The organism is Leisingera sp. F5, from assembly GCF_001593695.1.
The window spans coordinates 170,448-192,206 of the sequence record NZ_LUKH01000006.1 but is presented as its reverse complement, the minus strand read 5'-3'; the positions used below and the strand labels follow the sequence as shown (position 1 = coordinate 192,206).

22 protein-coding genes are annotated in these 21,759 nt (G+C 62.0%); 7 read left to right on the top strand and 15 right to left on the bottom strand.

The features are described 5' to 3' along the window. Positions 1-83: 83 nt before the first annotated feature. Positions 84-1,976, top strand: a complete 1,893-nt coding sequence (locus A2I95_RS05840; RefSeq protein ID WP_291728757.1) for an acyl-CoA synthetase — start codon at positions 84-86, stop codon at positions 1,974-1,976. A 116-nt stretch (positions 1,977-2,092) separates the two neighbouring features. Beyond that, positions 2,093-3,028: an alpha/beta hydrolase gene (locus A2I95_RS05835; protein WP_291728755.1), complete on the top strand. Its 936-nt coding sequence runs from the start codon at positions 2,093-2,095 to the stop codon at positions 3,026-3,028. On the opposite strand, the gene A2I95_RS05830 is transcribed toward A2I95_RS05835, so the two are convergent. The 9 genes from A2I95_RS05830 to dtd all read right to left on the bottom strand — a co-directional run bounded on the left by A2I95_RS05830 (position 3,025) and on the right by dtd (position 12,213). Next, positions 3,025-3,582, bottom strand: a complete 558-nt coding sequence (locus A2I95_RS05830; protein ID WP_291728753.1) for a DUF4453 domain-containing protein — start codon at positions 3,580-3,582, stop codon at positions 3,025-3,027. The genes A2I95_RS05835 and A2I95_RS05830 overlap by 4 nt on opposite strands. A gap of 67 nt (positions 3,583-3,649) precedes the next feature. After that, a complete protein-coding gene (locus A2I95_RS05825; RefSeq protein ID WP_291728751.1) occupies positions 3,650-4,486 on the bottom strand; it encodes an alkaline phosphatase family protein in 837 nt (278 codons plus the stop codon). A 147-nt stretch (positions 4,487-4,633) separates the two neighbouring features. Beyond that, positions 4,634-5,458, bottom strand: coding sequence for a DUF2182 domain-containing protein (locus A2I95_RS05820; RefSeq protein ID WP_291728749.1), 825 nt, complete (start codon positions 5,456-5,458; stop codon positions 4,634-4,636). Positions 5,459-5,465: 7 nt separating this feature from the next. Beyond that, a complete protein-coding gene (locus A2I95_RS05815; RefSeq protein ID WP_291728747.1) occupies positions 5,466-6,107 on the bottom strand; it encodes a DUF1326 domain-containing protein in 642 nt (213 codons plus the stop codon). Between the two features lie 224 nt (positions 6,108-6,331). After that, the gene (locus A2I95_RS05810; protein WP_291728745.1) at positions 6,332-7,969 is read right to left on the bottom strand and encodes an ABC transporter ATP-binding protein; all 1,638 of its coding nucleotides are present in this window, start codon (positions 7,967-7,969) and stop codon (positions 6,332-6,334) included. Beyond that, a complete protein-coding gene (locus A2I95_RS05805; RefSeq protein WP_291728743.1) occupies positions 7,966-8,781 on the bottom strand; it encodes an ABC transporter permease in 816 nt (271 codons plus the stop codon). The genes A2I95_RS05810 and A2I95_RS05805 overlap by 4 nt, the downstream gene beginning before the upstream one ends. Beyond that, complete coding sequence (locus tag A2I95_RS05800; RefSeq protein WP_291728741.1) at positions 8,778-9,734, bottom strand: ABC transporter permease; 957 nt, start codon at positions 9,732-9,734, stop codon at positions 8,778-8,780. Before A2I95_RS05800 ends, A2I95_RS05805 begins: the two co-directional genes overlap by 4 nt. After that, positions 9,735-11,318, bottom strand: coding sequence for an ABC transporter substrate-binding protein (locus A2I95_RS05795; protein ID WP_291728739.1), 1,584 nt, complete (start codon positions 11,316-11,318; stop codon positions 9,735-9,737). Between the two features lie 448 nt (positions 11,319-11,766). Next, positions 11,767-12,213: a D-aminoacyl-tRNA deacylase gene (dtd, locus tag A2I95_RS05790; RefSeq protein ID WP_291728737.1), complete on the bottom strand. Its 447-nt coding sequence runs from the start codon at positions 12,211-12,213 to the stop codon at positions 11,767-11,769. A 196-nt stretch (positions 12,214-12,409) separates the two neighbouring features. On the opposite strand from dtd, the gene A2I95_RS05785 reads away from it, so the two are divergent. Continuing rightward, positions 12,410-12,829: an Hsp20/alpha crystallin family protein gene (locus A2I95_RS05785; protein ID WP_291728736.1), complete on the top strand. Its 420-nt coding sequence runs from the start codon at positions 12,410-12,412 to the stop codon at positions 12,827-12,829. Positions 12,830-12,922: 93 nt separating this feature from the next. Here A2I95_RS05785 and A2I95_RS05780 read toward each other — a convergent pair whose 3' ends face one another. From A2I95_RS05780 to A2I95_RS05755, 6 genes are all read right to left on the bottom strand, one after another. Further along, positions 12,923-14,044 carry a TFIIB-type zinc finger domain-containing protein gene (locus A2I95_RS05780; protein ID WP_291728812.1) on the bottom strand — a complete coding sequence of 374 codons (1,122 nt, stop codon included), beginning with the start codon at positions 14,042-14,044 and terminating at the stop codon, positions 12,923-12,925. Between the two features lie 84 nt (positions 14,045-14,128). Beyond that, a complete protein-coding gene (locus tag A2I95_RS05775; protein ID WP_291728734.1) occupies positions 14,129-15,316 on the bottom strand; it encodes an SPFH domain-containing protein in 1,188 nt (395 codons plus the stop codon). 26 nt (positions 15,317-15,342) lie between these two features. Then, the gene (locus A2I95_RS05770; RefSeq protein WP_291728732.1) at positions 15,343-16,284 is read right to left on the bottom strand and encodes a DUF2927 domain-containing protein; all 942 of its coding nucleotides are present in this window, start codon (positions 16,282-16,284) and stop codon (positions 15,343-15,345) included. Positions 16,285-16,289: 5 nt separating this feature from the next. After that, positions 16,290-17,480, bottom strand: a complete 1,191-nt coding sequence (locus A2I95_RS05765; RefSeq protein WP_291728731.1) for a toxic anion resistance protein — start codon at positions 17,478-17,480, stop codon at positions 16,290-16,292. An 18-nt stretch (positions 17,481-17,498) separates the two neighbouring features. Then, on the bottom strand, positions 17,499-18,392 hold the full coding sequence (locus A2I95_RS05760; protein ID WP_291728729.1) for a 5-bromo-4-chloroindolyl phosphate hydrolysis family protein: 894 nt from the start codon (positions 18,390-18,392) through the stop codon (positions 17,499-17,501). A 173-nt stretch (positions 18,393-18,565) separates the two neighbouring features. Next, the gene (locus tag A2I95_RS05755; protein ID WP_291728727.1) at positions 18,566-19,642 is read right to left on the bottom strand and encodes a pseudouridine synthase; all 1,077 of its coding nucleotides are present in this window, start codon (positions 19,640-19,642) and stop codon (positions 18,566-18,568) included. Between the two features lie 43 nt (positions 19,643-19,685). Between A2I95_RS05755 and A2I95_RS05750 the strand changes: the two genes are divergently transcribed. The 4 genes from A2I95_RS05750 to A2I95_RS05735 all read left to right on the top strand — a co-directional run bounded on the left by A2I95_RS05750 (position 19,686) and on the right by A2I95_RS05735 (position 21,748). Beyond that, a complete protein-coding gene (locus tag A2I95_RS05750; RefSeq protein ID WP_291728725.1) occupies positions 19,686-20,135 on the top strand; it encodes a nucleoside deaminase in 450 nt (149 codons plus the stop codon). A gap of 96 nt (positions 20,136-20,231) precedes the next feature. Further along, entirely contained in the window at positions 20,232-20,813 is a 582-nt protein-coding gene (locus A2I95_RS05745) for a TetR/AcrR family transcriptional regulator (protein WP_291728723.1), read from the top strand. 21 nt (positions 20,814-20,834) lie between these two features. Continuing rightward, on the top strand, positions 20,835-21,128 hold the full coding sequence (locus tag A2I95_RS05740) for a YciI family protein (protein ID WP_291728721.1): 294 nt from the start codon (positions 20,835-20,837) through the stop codon (positions 21,126-21,128). Then, on the top strand, positions 21,125-21,748 hold the full coding sequence (locus A2I95_RS05735; RefSeq protein WP_291728719.1) for a DNA-3-methyladenine glycosylase I: 624 nt from the start codon (positions 21,125-21,127) through the stop codon (positions 21,746-21,748). Before A2I95_RS05740 ends, A2I95_RS05735 begins: the two co-directional genes overlap by 4 nt. Positions 21,749-21,759 lie beyond the last annotated feature (11 nt).

Here is a 21,759-nt window from a genome sequence, read left to right as displayed (position 1 = left end):
CCGGCGCTTGCGCAATTGCGTGTTTGCAATAGTCTGGGCGCAAATAGAACACCCCATGCATTGGGGGAACGGGGAGGAGATTTATGGGATTTTCCGGAGTCGCGGACCGCGACGCGCTGCAGAATGAAATGCCGTGGGAGGCGCGGAATCTGCCGGCCACGCTGTACGGGCTGCTGTCACGCACGGCGGGCAAGTATCCGAACAGCAAGGCGGTCAGCTATCAGATTTTTTCCGGCCCCCAGGACAAGGCGGAAACCTTGACCTGGAGCACGCTGAAGGATCAGGTGAGCCAGGCGGCCAACATGTTCCGCGCGCTGGGGATCGGAGAGCAGGATGTGGTCGCCTATGTGCTGCCCAACTGCCACGAGACGCTGGTCACCATGCTGGGCGGTGCTGTGGCGGGGATTGTGAACCCGATCAACCCGTTGCTGGAGCCGGAACAGATCGCCTCGATCCTGCGCGAGACCAAGGCCAAGGTAGTCGTGACCCTGCGGCCCTTTCCCAAGACGGATGTGGCCCAGAAGGTGGCCGAGGCGGTCCGCCACGCACCGGGTGTCAACACGGTGCTGGAAGTGGATCTGAACCGCTATCTGACACCGCCCAAGTCCTGGATCGTGCCGTTGGTCCGGCCCAAATTGGACAATCAGGCCAAGGCGGCCCATGCGGATTACCTGACTTTCTCCAAGGAGATGGCGAAACAGCCCGCCACACTGAATTTCCCCGACAGCGACGGCGACCGGGTTGCCTGCTATTTCCACACCGGCGGCACTACCGGTATGCCCAAGGTGGCGCAGCACAAATATTCGGGGCTGATCTATAATGGCTGGCTGGGGGACACACTGCTGTTCACCGAAGAAGACAATATCATGTGCCCGCTGCCGTTGTTTCATGTCTTTGCGGTGCATGTGATCATGATGGCGGCGGTGTCCTCTGGCGCGCATGTGGTGTTCCCGACGCCGCAGGGCTACCGGGGCGAGGGGGTGTTCGACAACTTCTGGAAGCTGATCGAACGCTGGAAGATCAGTTTTATCATCACCGTGCCCACCGCGGTTTCGGCATTGATGCAACGGGAAGTGGACGCTGATATATCCTCGGTGAAAACGGCGTTTTCGGGTTCGGCCCCCATGCCGATGGAACTGTTCAAGCGGTTTGAGGCGGCGTCAGGCGTGACCATTGTCGAGGGTTATGGCTTGACCGAGGCGACCTGCCTGGTTTCCTGCAACCCTCCGGGCGGTGAAAAGAAGGTTGGCTCGGTTGGGATCCCGCTCCCCTATACGGATGTGCGGATCGTCAAGCAGACCGCGGATGGCCCGCTGGAATGCGATGTCGATGAAGTGGGGGAAATCTGCATTTCCAACCCCGGCGTTTACCCCGGCAACACCTATACCGAAGCCGACAAGAACGTGGACCTTTACTATCAGAACAAATACCTGCGCACCGGCGACCTGGGGCGGACCGACGAGGACGGCTACCTGTGGATCACCGGGCGCGCCAAGGACCTGATTATCCGCGGCGGTCACAACATCGACCCGGCGGAGATCGAAGAAGCCTTGCTGGGGCATGAAGCTGTGGCATTTGCCGGGGCTATCGGCCAGCCGGATGCCCATTCGGGAGAACTGCCTTGCGCCTTTGTTGAACTGGTGGGCGGCGCCTCGGTCAGCGCGGAGGAACTGCTGGAATACTGCAAGATCCATGTGCATGAACGCGCTGCGATCCCCAAGCATCTGACGGTGCTGGATGAGCTGCCGAAAACTGCCGTGGGCAAGGTGTTCAAACCCGACCTGCGCAAACATGCGATCACCCGTGTTTACAATGGTGCGCTTGAACAGGCCGGGCTGGCGGCGCGTGTTGTCAGTGTCACGGACGACAAGAAACGCGGTCTGGTCGCGCAGGTGGCGGCGAATGGCAGTGCGGAGCCTGAAATTTCCGGCGTTCTGGACAATTTCGTCCGGCCTTGGGAGCCGGCGGCGGCCTGAACCGGCCTGCAAACGTGAGATAAAGGGCGCCCTGCGGGGCGCTTTTTCATTCAGGCATTCCATTTGCGGGAATCTCTGCCTAGGCTCTGGAAACAGGCACGCAGGGAGGCTCGCGGATGGATTATGAACGGCTGATCGACGAGGAAACCTGGGACTTCATTCAGAAGACCGGGGAGCTTTACCCTGATGACGCCGTTGAGATGTCCATTGAGGAGCAGCGCCTGATTTACGACGCTATGGCTCGCGAGTTCCGGGTGCCGCGTCCGGATGTGGTTTCGGTCACAGACACCTCGGCCAATGCTGTGCCGGTCCGGGTCTATACCGCAGGCGATCCGACCCGCACGGTTCTGTTCTGCCATGGCGGTGGATTTGTGGTCGGCGGATTGGACAGCCACGACGATGTCTGCGCCGAGATCTGCGCCCAGACCGGCTACCGGGTGGTGGCCGTGGATTACCGCCTGGCACCTGAACACAAGCACCCGGCCAGTTTCGAGGATGCCTGGACCGCCTTGGAATGGGTGGAGGCGGCTTATGGCAAGGGCATTGTCCTGACGGGCGACAGCGCCGGTGCGAATCTTTGCGCAGCGGTTGCCCACCATGCCCGGGGCCGGACGGAAGCGATCCTGGGGCAGGTGCTGATCTATGGCGCCTTTGGCGGCGATGTGAACCAGGGGTCCTATATCGAACACGCCCAGGCACCGATGCTGACCCGCGAGGATGTGCTGTTTTACATGGATATCCGCATCGAAGGCGAGGCGCCTAAGGACGATCCGCTTTTGATACCGCTTGCCGACAGCGATTTTGCCGGCTTGCCGCCGACAGTGCTGGTGACGGCTGATTGCGACCCGGTGCGCGATGACTCCCGCGATTACCGCGACCGCATTCTGGAGGCCGGCGGCAAGGCGCATTGGATCAACGAGCCGGGCCTGATCCACGGATACCTGCGCGCGCGCCACACCGTGGGCCGGGCGCGTGACAGTTTCGAGCGGATCTCAGTTGCGATCGAGGCGCTGGGGCAGGGGATCTGGAGCTATGATGACGAGGCGTCCTAGCCGGCAACCTCGCGGCATTGCTCCTGAACCAGCGATGTATCCAGCCAGCCGCCGCTGGTAGCTTGCCAATCCGGGCCGGAGGTTGTGACGTAGGTCCAGCTGCCAACCGGGATGTGCGAATAGCTGACATAATCCCCGGAACCGATCTGACCGATCAGCGGTGCATCCGGGCGGTGCCCAGCCCGCAGGCCGGTCACCGGACCCAGCCAGCCCAGGCAGGCGCTTTCAAACTCATCCCGCACAGGCAGGTCCCACAGCTGGTATCTGAGGAACAGATCGTCCAGATTCAGATAGGTCTGCTTGTTGTTCACCCGGCAGCCAAAGCGCGCTTCCATCTCCTTGACCAATGCCACCATCCGCTCGGAATGCGGCGGCAAGGATACGGATTTGCCGGTGCAATCCCCGTTGTTGAACACTGCCCGTCCCAAGGGGGAGCCGAAACAGTATCCGGCACGGTCAATCACCGCATTTCTGGTGAACCACAGGTCGTGGCAGGCATCGCTGGCCAATACCGGGGACGCCAGCAGGCATAGCGCGGCAGCAAAAGATTTCATGGCAATCCTTCCTGATCGACAAAACGGCGGCTGAGGGCCATCCTAGCACACAACCGCCGAATTCGCGTTACTTCAGGAACGGTTCTGCTTTCATGGTGCCGGCAATGGGGGCACCCAGACGTTTCAGGATGGTCGGCGCCAGCTGGCGCTGGTCGATAACGTCGCCATGATCCGGCCCTTCTGCCTCGCCAAAGTAATAGAGGGCGGTTTCCTGCTGCAGCGCACCGCGGCCGCCGTGATGGCCGCGCTCGTCCTGGCCGTGGTCGGCGGTGACGATCACATCGTAGCCCAGATCGCGCCAGCGGGTGATGAAGGGGGCCAGCATCTCGTCCATCACGAAACAAGCGTGGTCCATTTCCTGGCAGTCGTGGAAATAGCGGTGGCCCATGCTGTCCAGCGTGCAGGTGTGCAACATGCCGTAGTCGAGGCCAAAGCGCAGGCAGAGGTTGGTCAGCGTGCCGAACAGATCAACATCCGACGGGGTCATCTGATTGTCCTTGCCGTAACCGGTCATCGAGTGGAAGCGGCCATGGTTGATGGTCTTGCTTTCCGGCTCGTCATATTCGATGTCGCGGACGTAGTCGAAGGGATGGCGGTTGAAGAACGAAGACCAGTAACTGTGCGCCACAGCCCCTGTCACGCCGCCCGCATCGCGCACCTGGGAAAACACGTCTTTTTCCTTCAGCCGGAACACATTGGCATTGCCGGTGCAGCCGTGAACGGCAGGTGCCACGCCGGTATGGATCGAGGCATAGCAGCTGGCGGAAATCGACGGCAGCACCGCGCGCAGCTTCCAGACGCGGGCATCGCCGCTGTCCACCCAGCCTTCCAGATTCCCGAACAGGCGGCGGAAGTTGCGCCAGGGCACACCGTCCAGAATGATGAGCAGGAGTTTGTTGTCCATTCGCCGAATCCCTTTTTTCGCGCAGACCTCGGTGCCGTATCATCGTGACGGTTTCTTGAATTGCCATTCAAAAAACGAAAAGTTGGTCAGAAACCGGCATTCGGGCGGGATGTTCCCTTGTTTTACCGGCGAGACGCCGGCCGGATTTCAGAATTCGGTGGCGAGGACATAGCAGCCTGCAAGCACCAGAAGCCCGCCAGTGGAATATGCAAAGAGGCGCGGGCTGGGGACATGCTTTTCCGCCATCACATAAAGCGCAAGCCCGGCAATCCAGTAGAGGTTCATGATCCCGCCGGCAAACAGCAGCAGCATCAAAGCCCAGCAGCAACCCAGGCAAAAGACGCCGTGATGGGCGCCCATCAGTACAGCACCATCCAAACCTGTGCGGTTATGCGCGGTCAGAAATTGTACCGGCATACGGCAATGAATTAGGCAGGCGTGCTTGTAGGGGGTAAACTGATAGGCGCCCGCCGCCAGCAACAACGCACCGCCAAGCGCGCGGCTGCTGAGCGACATCATGGGACCATCTGAGAGGCCCCACGATTCCAGCCACCATTGCAGGGTGGTGGCGATAGCTGAAAAAACGGCCCAAGCCAGCAGATAACCGCTCAGGAATGCCAAGCTCAGCAGCGGTGCCTGGTGCGGCCGGGAGCCGGCCTTTTTGATGGCTGTGTACAGCAACAGCACAGGCGCCGCACTGGGGGTCATCATGGCGATCATCATGATCCACCACATCAGGAAGATCAGCGCAGTATAGGCTGGCGTCCAGGCATTGCCCGCGCCCATCTGCATTGGCTTGCCGATCGGACGGGCCATCCGCGTCATCTCGACCGCGGTCATGTCCATGCCGACGCCGAAGACAGTGTAGGCCGCGCTTAGCAGCACAATCAGGGCCACGGCGCCCAGCACCACTGCCTGGTCGTGGCGCGCCAGCCGCTCCGCCGTTCCCTTGGTCTGCTGCACCGGTGCCATGACCGTGTCAGGCCGCGCGCTCAACGCCTCGGCCGGTCAGGTGCAGATCGGCGATATGGGCGTGGGTTCCGCTGTTCTTGTCCAGGCTGATCGCTGCATTGCGTGTCACGGTTGCACCGCTGGCCATGGCTGCCTCGGCGAATTCGAACCCTTTCGGCAGTGCGATGCTGATGAAATGCGGATCCCCTGAGACGATGTTGGGGATCGGCTGCACCTTGGTTTCCGCGTAATCGCCGACCTTGGCCGATCCTATGCCGGTTTCGCTATCGTAATCCAATGAGATCGCGGCGCTCAGCGTTTCATGCTTGGTCGGGCTCATCAGGCTGAACACGTAGAACATGGTGGCGAACTCATCGGTATCTTCACCGGTCATGATCGCCTCCAGCGCGGCCCGTTGATCTGCAGAGGCGCGCTCATCGATGATCATCTGCATCTGGCCGTTGCCTTCGTGCACCGCGCCTGGCCATTTGTAGATCACTGCCGCATACAGCCCGTCGAGCTGGACATTGCCGTAATGCCCTGTGTCGATGCGGTAGATCAGCATGGCCTCGCAGGTGCCGTCCGTGGGCAGTTGCGAGAACTGGCAGGGGCATCCCGGATTGCAGTTGCAATTGCCGATTTCCTGTCCGTGAATGGCCCAATCTGTCATGACAGTCCCTCCAGCCTGATGCAGTCAAAACAAAACAGCCCGAAGACTTCAGGTTGGCCTGCAAAGCAAAACAGCTGCACTCAGAAACAAAACACTTATTTGCGGCTGGACCCGCCGCATTCTCCCAGCTCCGTTAAATTACCACAAAACAACGAAGGGCAGAAAAGAAAACGCCCCCGCCCGGAACCGGGCAGGGGCATATAGCTTCAGAAAGGGCTGCCGGATCAGTTGCCGGCGCTTTCCATCTTGCGGTTGGCGATCACCTCTTCCAGCCAGCCCAGCTTCATCTCGGGGACGGAACTCAGCAGCAGGTCTGTGTAATCATCAAACGGCGGGCTCAGCACTTTGGTCTTGCCGCCGTAGCGCTGCACCTTGCCCTGATACATCACCGCTATGTTGTCCGAGATGGCGCGCACGGTCGCCAGGTCGTGGGTGATGAACAGATAGGCCACATCCTCGATCTTCTGCAGATCCAGCAGCAGCTTCAGGATGCCGTCCGCCACCAGCGGGTCCAGCGCCGAGGTGACCTCGTCGCAGATGATCATCTTGGGCTTGGCTGCCAGCGAGCGGGCAATGCAGACCCGCTGCTTCTGACCGCCCGACAGTTCCGCCGGATAGCGGTCCATGAACTTCTCGCCCAGCTCGATCTCGTCCAAGAGCTCAATGATCCGCTTCTTCTTCTCGGCGCCGCGCATGCCGAAGTAGAACTCCAGCGGGCGGCCGATGATGGTGCCGACGGTCTGGCGCGGGTTCATCGCCACGTCCGCCATCTGGTAGATCATCTGCAGCTCGCGCAGGTCCTCGCGGCTGCGGCCTTTGAGATCACCTGACAGCGTGCGGCCGGCAAACTCGATCTCACCCTCGCGCGGGGGAAGAAGCCCGGTGATGACGCGGGCGAGGGTGGATTTGCCGGAGCCGGACTCGCCCACCACCGCCAGGGTCTGGCCGGGATAGAGATCAACATTCACATTGTGCAGCACGTCGAACTGGGTGCCCTTGTAGCGCGCGGTGATGTTGCGCACGCTTAGCACTGGATCGGGCGTCGGGGCCTTTTCCTCATGCTCGATGGAGCGGACCGAGACCAGCGCCTGGGTGTACTGCTCCTGCGGATCGTTGATGATCTGATCGACACTGCCGTATTCGATGGTATTGCCCATCTTCAGCACCATGATGTCGTCGCTCACCTGGGCCACAACCGCCAGGTCGTGGGTGATGTAGAGCGCGGCAACGCCAGTGTCGCGGATCGCTTCCTTGATCGCCATCAAAACGTCGATCTGGGTGGTCACGTCCAGTGCTGTGGTCGGTTCGTCGAACACCACCAGATCCGGCTCCGGGCAAAGCGCCAGCGCGGTCATGCAGCGCTGCAGCTGGCCGCCCGACACCTGATGCGGGAAGCGTTCGCCGATATTGTCCGGATCCGGCAGGCCCAGCTTGGCAAACAGGGCGCGGGCGCGCGCCTCGGCGTCCTTGCGGGAGAACTTCTTCTGCTCCACCGCCGCCTCAACCACCTGGTCCATGATCTTCTTGGCCGGGTTGAAGGAGGCTGCCGCCGATTGCGACACATAGGTGACCTCACCGCCGCGAAGCTTGCGCACGTCGCGAAGGCCGGTTTTCAGAATGTCGCGCCCGTTGACCCAGACTTCGCCGCCGGTGATCTGCACGCCGCCGCGGCCATAGGCCATCGAGGCCAGGCCGATGGTGGATTTGCCGGCCCCGGATTCGCCGATCAGACCCAGCACCTTGCCGGGCGCGAGGTCAAAGCTGACCCCGTGCACGATCTCGATGTCCTTGGGCTTTTCCCCCGGCGGGTAGATGGTCGCGCCGATCTTGAGGTCGCGGACTTTCAACAGGGTATCGCTCATCCGCGGCCTCCTTTCAGCGAGGTTGTCCGGTTCAGCACCCAGTCAGCCACCAGGTTGACCGAGATCGCCAGGGTGGCGATGGCAAAGGCCGGGATCAGGGCCGCAGGAATGCCGTAGACAATGCCGTCCTTGTTTTCTTTCACGATGCCGCCCCAGTCTGCTGCCGGCGGCTGAACACCGAGGCCCAGGAAAGACAGGGTGGAGACGAACAGCACCGCAAAGATGAAGCGCAGGCCCATCTCGGCCACCAGCGGTGACAGCGCGTTGGGCAGGATTTCACGGAAAATGATCCACGAGGTTCTCTCGCCGCGCAGGCGCGCGGCCTCGACGTAGTCCATCACCTCGATATCGACAGCCACCGCCCGCGCCAGCCGGTAGACCCGGGTCGAGTCCAGCAGGCCCATCACCACGATGAGGGTGGGAATGGTCACCGGCATGACCGACAGCACGACAAGAGCAAAGATCAGCGTCGGGATCGACATGAGCAGGTCGACAAACCGTGACATTGCCTGATCCAGCCAGCCGCCGGCCTCGGCGGCGATGAAGCCCAGAATGGATCCGGTCGTAAAGGACAGCAAGGTTGCTGCGGTGGCGATGAAGATCGTGGTCTGGCCGCCATAGATCATCCGGGTCAGCAGATCCCGGCCGATGTTGTCGGTGCCCAGGATAAAGTCGGAGCTGGCGGGCTCCCAGACGTCGCCGACAACTTCGCCCACCCCATAGGGGGCCAGCAGCGGCGCAAAGATCGCGCCGAGAAAGTACAGGGCCGTGAAAAACAGCCCGATGAGTGCGGAAATGGGGATATTCTTCATTTCGGATGCCTCAGGCGCGGGTTGCTCAGAATGGCGACGATGTCAGCGATCATGTTCAAACCGATATAGACGGCGGCAAAGATCAGGCCGCAGGCCTGGACAACAGGCACATCACGCTTGGACACATGGTCCACCAGATACTGGCCCATGCCGGGGTAGACGAAGACCACTTCGATCACCACGACGCCCACAACCAGATAGGCGAGGTTCAGCATCACCACGTTGACGATCGGTGCGATCGCGTTGGGGAAAGCATGGCGGTAGATCACCTGAAAGGCGTTAAGTCCCTTCAGTTCAGCCGTTTCGATATAGGCCGACTGCATCACGTTCAGGATCGCGGCGCGGGTCATGCGCATCATATGCGCCAGAACCACCAGCGTCAGCACGGTAATCGGCAGGGCGATGGCGTTCAGCTTTTCAAACAGGCTCATGCTGTCGTTGATCATGGCCACCGATGGGAACCAGCGCAGTTTTACTGCGATGAGATACATCAGCACATAGCCGATCAGGAATTCGGGAATGGAGATCGAGGCGAGGGTGACGCCGGAGATCAGCTTGTCGGGCCAGCGGTCCTTGAAGCGGACGGCGAGCAGGCCCAGGAAAATCGCCAGCGGCACCGCAACCACTGCAGCCCAGAAGGCGAGGAACAGCGTGTTCCAGAAGCGGCTGGCGAGGGCATCGGAAATGTCCTGGCCGCTGGTCAGCGCAGTGCCCAGGTCGCCCTGAATGGCGCCGAACAGCCAGGCGAAATAACGCTGCACGGGGGGATCGTTGACACCAAGCTCAGCCCTCAGGTTGGCAAGCGCTTCCGGGGTTGCCGACTGGCCCAGAATCGACTGGGCGACATCGCCGGGCAGAATCATCGTGCCGGCGAAGATCACCACTGAGATGAGCAGAAGAAGGAGAAGGCTCAGCGCGATGCGCTGAGCCAGGAGTTTCAGGATAGGAGACATTTAGGCTTTGACCCACAGCTTGCTGGCAGCATAGCCGTTCATCAGAACCTGGCCCGGAATACCTTCGACCCAGCCGTCCACATTGTCGGTGGTTGCCTCGACAAAGTCGTTGAACATCGGGCAGATCAGGCCGCCTTCGTCGCGCAGGATTGTCGACATGTCGGCATACATCTGAGTGCGCTTGGCAACATCCAGTTCACCGCGGGCAGCGACCAGCATCTGGTCGAACTGCTCGTTGTTGAAGCGGGTGTCGTTCCAGTCGGCGGTCGACAGGTAAGCGGTCGTGAACATCTGGTCCTGTGTCGGCCGGCCGCCCCAGTAGCTTGTGCAGAAGGGCTGGTTGTTCCAGACTTCCGACCAGTAGCCGTCGTTCGGCTCGCGCTTGACGTCCAGTTTGATGCCGGCGCTGGACAGGGACTGCTGGAACAGTGCGGCCGCGTCCGGTGCGCCAGGGAAGGAGTTGTCTGAGGTGCGCAGCAGGATAGAGCCGTCGTGACCCGCTTTCTTCAGGTGGTGCATCGCCTTGTCCGGATCGAATTGGCGCTGTTCCAGCTCGGTGTACATCGGATAGGAGGCGTTGATCGGGGTGTCGTTGCCCACTGTGCCATAGCCGTTCAGGATCTTGTCGACCATTTCCTGGCGGTTCATGCCGTACTTGAGCGCCATGCGCACATCGTTGTTGTCGAACGGCGCAGTGTTGCAGTGCATGATGAACACATAGTGGCCGGCCGCAGAGGTCGAGTGCACAGTGATGTTCGGCGCGCGATCCACCAGTTTCGCGGTGCGCGGGGGCACCCGGTCGATCACATCGACCTGTCCTGACTGCAGCGCTGCAACGCGGGCGGTGTCATCGTTGATGACGATGATTTCAACGGTTTCGGCATTGCCCAGGTCACCCCAGTAGTTCGGGTTCTTTTCGGCAACGAAGCGCACACCCATATCGGCGGACTTCATAATGTATGGGCCGGTGCCGATGGCGGCCGCCGGATCGTCATTGCCGCCGCCGGGCTGAATGATCAGGTGATAGTCGGCCAGCAAGTAGGGCAGGTCGGCGTTCGGGCTGTCAAGTTCGAAGACAACAGTATCGCCATCTGCGCGCACGTCCTTGATGCCGCGCATGATGCCGAGGGCACCGGACTTGGTGTCTTCGCCGCTGTGGCGTTCCATAGTCTTGACCACGTCCTCAGCGGTGACGCTCTGGCCGTTGGAATAGGTCACGCCGGAACGGAGTTTGAAGGTCCAGGTCTTGGCGTCGGCAGAGGCTTCATAGCTTTCTGCCAGCTTTCCTTCGATGCCGCCGTCGTCGGCCAGCTCGACCAGGGTTTCACCCCACAGGCGGGTGACCATCAGGCCAACGGTGTTGGTGACCAGCGCTGGGTCCAGGCTGTCGGTGGTGGAGCCGCCCTGCAGGCCGAGGCGGATGGTGCCGCCTTTCTGCGGGCCGGCGGCTTTGGCGGCAGTGGACAGCAGCAGGTTGGCGGATACTGCGGTAAAGCCCAGAGCGGCGGCTTTGCCCAGGAAGTCACGGCGCGACAGCTTGCCTGCCGCGGCCTGGCTGGCCAGATACTGCATATGATTGTTCATTGATTTCTCCCGATTGATTGCGGTGCTGCAAGCACCCGTTTTTTGATTGGTGGTTCAAGATTTGCGCATTTGCTGCCACCTCGCAAGCGTTATTCGCGAAACCCTTGGCAGGGGGAAACGGGGACGAGTGAGGTTGCGGAAGGGGGTGTCGCCTTTTTCAAGTAAGGTGCCGTTTTTGGGGGTAATGCCGAGTGTAAATCAAAAAAGCATCCGGAATGCGACAAGAAATTTTTGTGCCTCGGAATGACGGAATTTTTATGAATCTGCCACGACGGGGCAAGCGGTCCGGTTCGAATTTGGAAAGAATCGATGCTTTGAGGTCCAAAAACGTCTTCCGCACCGCAAAAGGACAAGTCCTGGCCTTTTTCTACGAGGAGCGGCGGGGCCGTCGGGGCCAATCCTTGAGGTCGGTTTGCAGCACGCTGGATGGCAGCCTCCCGACGCTGGGTCAGACCTGCTCTGTGTCCATCCAGACAGTGACTGGCCCGTCATTCAGCAGCCGGACCTTCATGTCGGCACCGAACTGTCCTTTTGCAATTTCCAAACCTAGCCGGGACAGTTGGCCGGCAAAGTATTCATACAGATGTTCGCCTTCGCCAGGGGCGGCGGCGGCGGAAAATCCGGGCCGGTTGCCGCGGCGGGTGTCGGCGGCCAGGGTGAATTGGCTGACCACCAGCGCACTGCCGCCGGTATCCAGAACCGACCGGTTCATCTTGCCGGCCGCGTCCTTGAAAATCCTGAGCTTGGAGATTTTGGCCGCCAGTTGTTCCGCCTGCGCTTCGCTGTCGCCTTCCATGGCGCAGATCAGGATCAGCAGGCCGGGTCCGATTTCGCCGATGGTCTTGCCTTCAACAGTGACCGAGGCCTCGCTGACCCGTTGGATAAGTGCGCGCATGTCCGTTTCCCCTTAAACCTGCCAAGACCGGCCGGGCTTTGGCCAGCAGGTCCGTTTACAGCTTTAGTTTCTTTGCCGGACACAGGCGAGAGTGGCGGCTGAAAATTTCCGGCGCATGACCCGGGCTTGCGCCGGATCAAGGCGGTGCCGCGGTGGCGGAGGTACAATGGGGCGCAGCTAGAAAGGAGGCTGAACAATGGTTGAAAAGACCGAACATGGCGGTTTCTGGCCGTCGCTTTACGATCCTTTCCGCAGCTTCGGTGCCCGGCTCGCCGACTGGCTTACACCGGCAACCGAGGCATCCTCAGGCCAGGAGGCCTATGACATCGCAATGGAACTTCCAGGCGTCGCGCTGGCGGATGTGGAACTGACCGTGGACAACGGCGTGCTGACGATCCGCGGCGAGAAAAAGACACAATCGGAGAAGCAGGGCGACACCTGGTACTTCAGCGAGCGCCAGTACGGCGCGTTCCGCCGGTCGTTCCGGCTGCCGGAGGATGCGGACGGGCAGGCGGCCTCTGCCCGGATGGAGGACGGTGTGCTGCATATCGCGGTGCCGAAGAAGGCACAGGAGCAGCCTGAAACCGCCCGCAGGATCGAGATCAGCAAGGGCTGACAGGGAGGCCGGTCTTGGTTCTGGCTCAGATCCGGGGAAAGGAACCGGCCGGTTCAGGAAGGGGACGGCAGCGTCCCCTTCCGCTTTGAAGGGTTACTGCTGGCCGGCCAGCAGGGCGATGCCAGCGCCGATGGCCAGAGCCAGCAGTACCGCAAAGGCAATTTTCCAGGCTGAATAAGGCCGCTCGCCCTGTACGCGCCCGGACTGCCCGTTCACCACAAACCGGTAGGTCTTGCCGCGGTACTTGTAGGCCGCGAGCCAGACCGGCAGCAGGATGTGCTTGAAGGTCACATCTGATACCTGAGTGTCGATATTGCCGATCCGCTGCCGGTCACCGCCAATATCAAAGCGCACATCGCGCTCAATCACCCGGTCCATCTTCTGGCCCGCCTCGGCAAAGCCGGTTTCCAGATCCACTGTGTAAGCCTCGGCCCGGAAGCCCGCCAGATACTGCGGCTGGTAAGGTTCCAGCTGCGACAGATCCCAGGGCTCCAGCGCTTCGGTATAACGTTTGGGCAGGCTTTTGGAGGCCAGCACCAGCACATCGTCAAAGAACCGCTGCACCCGGCCTGACACCGGCGTCCAGCGCACCTTGGACACCTGCCGGGTCTTGGTTTGGCCATCTTGCTGGTAGGTTTCGGTCACGTAATAAACCGTGCCGCGCTGACCGGAGTAGCGGCTGCGGGTTTGGGCGTCATAGGTCCAGTAGGGCACATAGATCCCCTGCATCCGCCGCCCCTTGCGGGCGTATTCCTTCAAACCGCCCGGGGCAAACCACAGGCCGCCCAGCCAGTCGGTCATTGCCTTATGCGCGGCGCGCTCGGGGACTGCGAAGGGCAGCACGCCCTTGGGTTTGATATGGCGGTTTGTCCCCGTACCGGTGACAACAGGCGTGGCGCAGAACGGGCATTCCCTGGCATGGGTGTCCGGGGCGAACTCCACCTGCGCCGCGCAATTGGGGCAGGTGGAAACGCGGGTCACTTCGATCTCCGCCTCTGGCAGCCGGTCTGCGGCGGCCGCGCGGAAGTCCAGCTCCTGAAACGCAGTCCCTTTCCACGGCCCGCTGCGGATGCTTTCGGAATGCCCGCAGTGGCTGCAGGTCAGTGTGCCCGCGGCCGGGTCATAGGTGTAATCCGCACCGCATTGTTCACAAGGGAAGCGATGAGTTTCTTCCTCGGCGGCGGGCATGGTTTCAGCGGGCGGCGGCGGGGGCATCGTCACTTGCGGCAACCTGTCAGGTAAGGGGTCAGAGTATGGGGCGGGCAGCAAAACGCTTGGGGTTGCTGCCTCGGCGCGGTGTTAACCGGCGGGCGGCGGCGGGGGAGGCGGCGGCAGGATAGTGAAGAGTTGCGCCAGTTCCATCACGTCGCCAGCCCGCTTCCAGCCATCCTGGCCAGGGGTCCAGACATGGCTTTCCCGCGTCAGCGTGCCATCCTGCGCCATCCGTCCCATTCTTGCCTTTGAGTAGGGGCCGGAGGTCTGTCCGTCCGCCGCAATGTGCCAGACATGCTCGACCGGCGGCGGGGGCGGGGCAACAGGTGCGGCCTGCGGGGCTGCGGCAGGCGCTGCCGGTGCGGCTGCAGCGGGGGCGGGGCGGGCGCCCCAGGGGCCTGCGGGCTGACCCGCTGCTCCGTTGCCGAACTGATTGCCCATCTGCTGCGCCATCGCCATTCCCATGCCCATTCCCATGCCGGCGCCCATGCCGCTGTTCGGGGTCTGCGCTGCTGCCGTCATCGCTTCGGCAGCTGAGAACTGGGTGTAGCGGCCCAGATCGCCCAGCACCCCCATCTGGGTGCGCTTGTCCATCGCCTCTTCCACCGCGGGAGGCAGCGAGATGTTTTCGATGTACAGCTCAGGGATCGACAGGCCGTATTCGGCGATTGTGCCGGAGATCTCTGCCGCCACCAGCTTGCCCAGGTCCGCGGTATTGGCGGCCATGTCCAGCACCGGAATGCCGGAGCTTGCGATCACGCGGGAGAACTCCTGCACGATGATGTTGCGGATCTGATAAGAAATCTCGTCCATGGTGAATTCGCCATCGGTGCCGACGATCTCGGTCAGGAAACGCGCCGGATCCGCGACCCGCACAGTATAGCTGCCAAAGGCCCGCAGCCGCACCGGGCCGAATTCCGGATCGCGGCAGATGATCGGGTTCTTGGTGCCCCATTTCAGGTCGCTGAACCGGGTGGTGTCGACAAAATAAACTTCCGACTTGAACGGCGACTGAAACGCATGGTCCCAATGCTGCAGCGTCGTCATCACCGGCATGTTGTTGGTCTCAAGCATATAAAGACCGGGTGTGAACACATCCGCCAGCTGGCCTTCATGCACAAACACCGCCGCCTGGCCCTCGCGCACCGTCAGCTTGGCGCCGTATTTGATCTCATGGCCTTCGCGCTCGAACCGCCAGACCATCGTGTCATGGGTGTCATCCACCCAATGGATGACGTCAATGAATTCGCCTTTGAGAAAATCGAAAATACCCATCTGTCAGGTCCTCTTTCTTTGCTGGCCTACAGGTCCTGGCCCATCGCCTCGCGGGCGAGAATGCGGATGATGGGGCGGGCGTTTTCGGCGCTCACCCCCGTTTTCAGTCTTGGATCATACAGCATCTGCAGCAGTTTTTCGTCAAAGCTGGTCAGCAGCGCAAATTCGTCGTCGTCGTTAAAGATTGAGGGCCGCGCCCGCGGGCTGTCATTCCTAAGGCCAAGCCCTTGCGCCATTTCCTCATGCACGCAGCTCTTGCGCACCAGATCGGGGTGCTCGGCCCGGATCAGCGCGACACCGCGGGTGTAGGACAGCGGATCGCTTTGCGGACCGCCGGCAACAACAAGGCAGTAGTAGCTGCGGGGCGGGGCGGCCAGCAGCGACAAGTCCCGGGCGCTGATCGCAGGCAGCAGTTCGCGCACCCGTTCGGCGACAAAAGCGCTGTCATCAAGGCTGGCAAAGATCACGTGGAAGTTTGCCCGGGACGCCACAGTGCTGACTGGATGGCTGGTGATCCGGGCCAGCCGTGCGGCATAAGCGGTGACCGTTTCCTTGTCCGCCGCCCGCTGGGCTGCGGGCACCGAGGGGCCGAATTCAGCGGCGATCCGCACCGGCCCGGCCCAGCGGCCCAAGCCGCCGGAAATGCCGGAGCCGCCGTATTCGTCATAAAACGCCAGTGCCTCAAAACTTTTTGCCAGATCCTCGGCATCATAAGGCGTGTCCGGCCCGCCGCCATCAGTGCGCAGCAGTCCGCGGGTCAGCAGGTCTCGCTGCAAGGCGTTATAGTAATAGGCCAGCTGGGCACTGTCGGCAGAGGGTTTGTAGACCGCCGGAGCCGGCACAGCCGGGCGGGCTTGCGGTACAAGCGATTCAGGCTGGGCATAGGGCAGGCAAGCAGACATGGCAGCCAGCCCGGCCAGGGCTGCGGTGCTTTTCCAGACGGCTTTCGTTGCCTGCACGCCTGCCACTCCGTTCAGGTCGGCACAGCGGTGCCGGCGGTGTCGCCCACCCCGTCGCGGCGCGACTTGGCAGAGGCCAGCGTATCGCGCAGCTCGGCTTCCATCTTCTGCAGGTCGGCCTCGGCAGCGGCGCGTTTGGCCTTGCCCTCGTCAGCGATGCGCAAGCTGTCCTGAATGGTGCCGATCAGATCGGCATTGGCCTGCTTCACGGCTTCAATGTCAAACACGCCGCGCTCCATCTCCTGACGGATCATCTCATTTGACTGGCGCAGATTGGCGGCGTTGGATTTCAGCAATTCGTTGGTCAGGTCATTGGCATCACGCACCGCCGCCGCAGCTTGGGCTGAACGCTGGATGGTCAGCGCCTGGGCCAGCTGGGTCTCCCACAGGGGCACGGTGTTCACCAGGGTCGAGTTGATCTTGGTGATCAGCGATTTGTCGTTCTCCTGCACCAGCCGGATCGAGGGCAGCGACTGCATAGTGACCTGGCGGGTCAGTTTCAGGTCATGCACCCGGCGCTCCAGATCATCGCGGGCGGCGCGCAGATCGCGAAGCTCCTGCGCCTTCATCACCTGATCATCTTCGGGTGCTGCCTGCACTTCGGCTTCCTTGGCCGGGATATCTTCGGCGTCGAGTTTGGCCAGCATCGCCTCACCCGCGGCGATGTACAGGGCCAGCTCATCATAAAAGCTCAGCGTCTTTTCATAGAGCATATCGAGCGATTTGATGTCCTTCAGCAGGGTGTGCTCGTGTCCCAGAAGATCATCGGTGACCTTGTCGATCTGCCCCTGCACGGTTTCATACCGCGCGGTGAACTTGGCAAAGGGGGCTGCCTTGCCCAGCAGCCGCTCCCAGAACGTCGGCTTGCGGCGAATGTCCAGCTCGGACACCGAGAAACCGCGGATGGTGGTCACGATATTGCGTAAGGAATCGCCCGCGGGCCCCACGTCCTTGTTGCGCACATCGGCCAGCATTGCCTGGCTGATCGTCTGCAGTTCGCTTTGCGCGGCCGAGCCGAAATGGATGATCGAATTGGTGTCGCCCATGTCGATCTGATCCATCCGCACCCGGATCGCCTCGCTGGTGGGGGCGTCGGCTTGCTCCAGCGGCTGGATGTCTGCGGCGGGTTCGGGCAGTTCGATCGCCGTCACCTCATTGACCAGGGCCTCGGCTTGGGCGGCTTTCTGTTGCACGGCTTCGGACATGAACGGCTTCCTCGCTAATCAGTTTTGGTCCAGGTGGACCCCTTCACGCTGCAAACGGTCGCGCAGCACATCAATTTCAATAGTCAGATCCGCCCGGTCCTCGACCAGCATCTTGCGGGTGCGTGCGGCAAAATTCTGTTCCAGATCGTCCAGCAGCGCCAGGTAATCGGTGCGGGCCTGAGCGTCCTGGCTGCGGGTGTAGATATCGGCGAATTTCACCGTCGCATCGCGGGCGCCTTGTAAATACACGGTAAGATACTTGCGCGCCGCAGTCAGATCGCGCGGGTCTTCCTCGACCGTGCGGAACAGGTCGCGGGCCACCGCCTGGAACTGCTCCACCCGGGCTTCGACCTTGCGGTCGCGGGCGCGCAGGGCGGCGTCTTTCATTGCCGCAAGGCTCGCTTCAGCCTCGTCCACCGCGCGTGCCACGCGGGACTGCTGGAATTCATCGACGCCCTCGGCGCCCTTGTCCTGCAGGGGGTCGATCCCGAATGCGGTAATGTGCAGCCCAAGGGTTGCGGCGCCATAGATAGCTGCGGTCAGGATGCCGGGTTCGGCTTTCCATGCTGCCAGCGCCGCGCCTGTGCCTGCCAGCAAGGCCGCCAGGATCTTGCGGGGCAGGGCGGGTTTGCGGGCCACTTTGCGCGCAGCAAAGGCCGCCTCGGCCTTCAGCCCTTCGCGCAGCAGGAAGGCACCGCCGGTCCACAGACCTGCGCCAACCAAACCCAGCGCCAGCCCGGTTGCACCGTCATTCAAAGACAAAAGCGTCAGGATCGCAGGCGGCACGAACATCAGGTTGGCTCGCATGCCAACAGGGTCTACTTGCGCATTGCGAAAGGATTGCGCGGGTTCCGAGGGCTGCTGCGCGGGTTTTCCATCGGGGCTGTATTTGCCGCCGTAACGCTGTGCCATAGGATCAGCCCCCGACAATCCAGCCGGTGCTGAGACCCAGCATCAGGATTAACAGGGCAGCATAGGCAAGTTTCTGCACGCAGGTCCCCCCAGAACGGCCAGCAAAGATTAACTGATTGGAAATCTAGGGGATAGCTGGCGGTGTTGCTAGGGGGAAGTCTGCGGGAAATGGCTCAGCGGCGGGGATTCTTGCCGATCGGACGCTTCGCGCCACCGCGCTGGGCAGTGCCGTCGCCGCGGGGCGCTGACGGCTTGCCGGAGGGTTTGCCCGGCTTCCCTTGCGCCTTTTGCCCGGGTTTTCCGCCCGGCTTGGCCATCGGTTTTCCTGCCGGTTTGCCAGCCGGTCTGCCCATTGGCTTGCCGCCGGGCCTGCCTGCAGGCTTGCCGCCGCGCGAACGGGTCGGGCGGGCTTCGGGCTGTTCTTCTTCCGGAGCAAGCCCCAGCTGGTCGCGCACCACGCGCGAGCGCAGCTCCTCGACTTCCCCGGGTTTCAACTCGCCCAGCTGGAAGGGGCCATAAGAAATCCGCAGCAGCCGGTTCACACTATAGCCGATGTCCTCCATCGCGCGGCGGATCTCGCGGTTCTTGCCCTCGCGCAGGCCCACGGTCAGCCAGGCATTGGCACCCTGCTGACGGTCCAATGCCACGGTCATCGGCTGGAACCGTTCACCCTCGATCACCAGCCCCTTGCGCAAGGGAGCAAAATCTTCGTCCTTGGGACGGCCGTTGATCCGCACCCGGTAACGGCGCAGCCAGCCGGTCGAGGGCAATTCCAGCTTGCGCTTGATGCCGCCGTCATTGGTCAGCAGCAGCAGGCCTTCGGAGTTGATGTCAAGCCGCCCGACAGTCATCACCCGCGGCATGTTTTCGGGCAGCTCGTCAAAGATCGTCGTGCGCCCCTTTTCGTCGCTGTTCGAGGTCACCAGGCCGATAGGCTTGTAATACAGCCACATCCGCGGCGCTTCGGCCTCGGGCAGGGGTTTGCCATCGACGCTGATCCGGTCCGCGGCGGTCACGTTCAGCGCCGGGCTGTCGATCTTCTCGCCGTTCACTGACACGCGGCCCTCGGCAATCATCCGTTCAGCCTCCCGGCGCGAGGCGACGCCTGCGCGCGACAAAACCTTGGCGATGCGGTCGCCCTCGGGCGAGGCGCCGGCCTCGGGCGCTGCAGCTTTGCGGGGCTGGGGTTTCGGGCCGGGTTTGCCCTTGGGGGATGCGGGTGTTTTGCTCATATGCGTGCCATAGAGCATTCCGCCGCCTTGCGAAAGCGCACAATCGCGGGCAGGAAGGGGTATGGCATTCAAATCGCATATGGACAAGGCGCTGGAACAGGCGCGAGCCGCGGCAGACCGCGGCGAAGTGCCGGTCGGCGCCGTTCTGATCGCACCGGACGGACAGGTTGCCGCCCTGGCGGGCAATCGCACCCGCGAGCTGAACGATCCCACCGCCCATGCCGAGATCCTGACCATCCGGGAGGCCTGCGCGCGCTTGGGCAGCGAACGGCTCAGTGGCTATGACCTCTATGTGACGCTGGAACCCTGCGCCATGTGCGCCGCCGCCATCGCCGCTGCCCGCATCCGCCGGGTTTATTATGGCGCCTCCGACCCCAAGTCCGGCGGTGTGGCGCATGGCGCCTGCGTCTTCTCCCATCCCCAGGCGCATCACGCGCCTGACGTTTATGACGGCATTGCCGAAGCTGAGGCCAGCGCATTGCTCAAGGACTTCTTCGCAGAAAAACGCTGAGCGGGTGCCCATGATCTTCCGCCGGTCTTCTAGTGGTTGCAGGATTAGGTCATTTGTCCTATAGAGGGGTATAGGTCGTTTGTCCTAGGGGTTTGGATGACGCAGGAAACAACCAAAGACCGGATTGCAGAAGCCGCCGATCAGCTGTTCTATGAACGCGGGTTCGAGGCAACGTCATTCGCGGATATCGCTGCTTTGGTTGGCATCTCGCGCGGCAATTTCTATTATCATTTCAAGACCAAGGACGAGATTCTTGAAGCGGTGATCGCGCACCGCATGGCCAGTACCCGCGCCATGCTGAACGAGTGGCAGGCGGAGGGCAGCAGCCCCGAGCAGCGGATTGCCTGCTTTATTCGCATCCTTATCGCCAATCAGGCCAAGATCACCCTCTACGGCTGCCCGGTCGGCACGCTGGTGGCGGAGCTGGGCAAACTGGATCACGCCGTCCGGGATCAGGCCATTGCCATCTTCACCCTATTCCGTGATTGGCTGTGCCACCAGTTTGAGGAGTTGGGTTGCGGCGAAGGGGCGGACACCCTGGCCATGCACCTGCTGGCCCGCAGCCAGGGGGCGGCAACGCTGGCACAGGCGTTTGGCGATGTGGAATTCATCAATAGGGAAGTGGTGCTGATGCTGGATTGGCTCCGGGATCAACTGCCAGGGGATCAGCCTGCCTAACACTCATCACAGGAGACACGCATGTATTTTATTTTGCTTTCATTCGCGGCGCAGAAGGACCGCCTGGCCGAGTTCCTGGAGGGCCACAAGGCTTGGCTGCAACAGGGGTTCGAGGACGGGGTGTTCCTTGCTGCCGGGTCAATGACCGATGGCGAAGGCGGCGCGATCCTCGCCGTGGGCGAAGGCGAAGAGGAACTGGCCGAACGGGTGGCGCGGGATCCTTTTGTGACCGGCGGCGTGGTGGAACCGGAAATCATCGGCGTGGCGCCCACCATGATGGACCCCCGGCTTGATTTTCTGCGGGGCGGGGAATGAGCCGTATCTTCACCGCTGCCGACGGTCATCCCCGCTGCGCCTGGAGCGCTACGGCCCCGGATTTCCTGCGCTATCACGACGAGGAGTGGGGCTATCCGGTTGGCGATGACATCCGCCTGTTTGAGAAGGTCTGCCTGGAAAGCTTCCAGTCCGGCCTCAGCTGGCGCACCATTCTCGACAAGCGCGAGAATTTCCGCGCCGCCTTTGCCGGGTTCGGTTTCAACGAAATGGCCAAGTTCGGCGCGGCGGATGTGGAGCGCCTGCTTCAGGACAAGGGCATCATCCGCCACCGCGGCAAAATTGAAGCGGTGATCAACAACGCTGCCCGCGCCCGGGAACTGGTGGCCGAGGCCGGTTCGCTTGCGGCGTTTTTCTGGAGCTTTGAACCAAAGGCGGAAGACCTGCCGGAACCGCAGAGCGCCTCAACCAGCCCGGACTCGGTAGCGCTGTCCAAGGCGCTGAAAAAACGCGGCTGGAAATTTGTCGGCCCGACGACTGCCTTTGCCTTTATGCAGGCGATGGGTCTGATCAACGACCACGCCAACGGCTGTATCTGCCGCGAAAAGGCGGCAGAGGCGCGCAACGCCTTTACCGCGCCACGGCTGGAGGCGTCTGGCTGAAAACCTATGAA

What these genes read in the sequence shown, in the direction of transcription:
- A2I95_RS05840 (WP_291728757.1), top strand. Translation starts at nt 84, where the DNA reads ATGGGATTTTCCGGAGTCGCGGACCGCGACGCGCTGCAGAATGAAATG.
- A2I95_RS05835 (WP_291728755.1), top strand. Translation starts at nt 2,093, where the DNA reads ATGGATTATGAACGGCTGATCGACGAGGAAACCTGGGACTTCATTCAG.
- A2I95_RS05830 (WP_291728753.1), bottom strand. Translation starts at nt 3,582, where the DNA reads ATGAAATCTTTTGCTGCCGCGCTATGCCTGCTGGCGTCCCCGGTATTG.
- A2I95_RS05825 (WP_291728751.1), bottom strand. Translation starts at nt 4,486, where the DNA reads ATGGACAACAAACTCCTGCTCATCATTCTGGACGGTGTGCCCTGGCGC.
- A2I95_RS05820 (WP_291728749.1), bottom strand. Translation starts at nt 5,458, where the DNA reads ATGGCACCGGTGCAGCAGACCAAGGGAACGGCGGAGCGGCTGGCGCGC.
- A2I95_RS05815 (WP_291728747.1), bottom strand. Translation starts at nt 6,107, where the DNA reads ATGACAGATTGGGCCATTCACGGACAGGAAATCGGCAATTGCAACTGC.
- A2I95_RS05810 (WP_291728745.1), bottom strand. Translation starts at nt 7,969, where the DNA reads ATGAGCGATACCCTGTTGAAAGTCCGCGACCTCAAGATCGGCGCGACC.
- A2I95_RS05805 (WP_291728743.1), bottom strand. Translation starts at nt 8,781, where the DNA reads ATGAAGAATATCCCCATTTCCGCACTCATCGGGCTGTTTTTCACGGCC.
- A2I95_RS05800 (WP_291728741.1), bottom strand. Translation starts at nt 9,734, where the DNA reads ATGTCTCCTATCCTGAAACTCCTGGCTCAGCGCATCGCGCTGAGCCTT.
- A2I95_RS05795 (WP_291728739.1), bottom strand. Translation starts at nt 11,318, where the DNA reads ATGAACAATCATATGCAGTATCTGGCCAGCCAGGCCGCGGCAGGCAAG.
- dtd (WP_291728737.1), bottom strand. Translation starts at nt 12,213, where the DNA reads ATGCGCGCACTTATCCAACGGGTCAGCGAGGCCTCGGTCACTGTTGAA.
- A2I95_RS05785 (WP_291728736.1), top strand. Translation starts at nt 12,410, where the DNA reads ATGGTTGAAAAGACCGAACATGGCGGTTTCTGGCCGTCGCTTTACGAT.
- A2I95_RS05780 (WP_291728812.1), bottom strand. Translation starts at nt 14,044, where the DNA reads ATGCCCCCGCCGCCGCCCGCTGAAACCATGCCCGCCGCCGAGGAAGAA.
- A2I95_RS05775 (WP_291728734.1), bottom strand. Translation starts at nt 15,316, where the DNA reads ATGGGTATTTTCGATTTTCTCAAAGGCGAATTCATTGACGTCATCCAT.
- A2I95_RS05765 (WP_291728731.1), bottom strand. Translation starts at nt 17,480, where the DNA reads ATGTCCGAAGCCGTGCAACAGAAAGCCGCCCAAGCCGAGGCCCTGGTC.
- A2I95_RS05760 (WP_291728729.1), bottom strand. Translation starts at nt 18,392, where the DNA reads ATGGCACAGCGTTACGGCGGCAAATACAGCCCCGATGGAAAACCCGCG.
- A2I95_RS05755 (WP_291728727.1), bottom strand. Translation starts at nt 19,642, where the DNA reads ATGCTCTATGGCACGCATATGAGCAAAACACCCGCATCCCCCAAGGGC.
- A2I95_RS05750 (WP_291728725.1), top strand. Translation starts at nt 19,686, where the DNA reads ATGGCATTCAAATCGCATATGGACAAGGCGCTGGAACAGGCGCGAGCC.
- A2I95_RS05745 (WP_291728723.1), top strand. Translation starts at nt 20,232, where the DNA reads ATGACGCAGGAAACAACCAAAGACCGGATTGCAGAAGCCGCCGATCAG.
- A2I95_RS05740 (WP_291728721.1), top strand. Translation starts at nt 20,835, where the DNA reads ATGTATTTTATTTTGCTTTCATTCGCGGCGCAGAAGGACCGCCTGGCC.
- A2I95_RS05735 (WP_291728719.1), top strand. Translation starts at nt 21,125, where the DNA reads ATGAGCCGTATCTTCACCGCTGCCGACGGTCATCCCCGCTGCGCCTGG.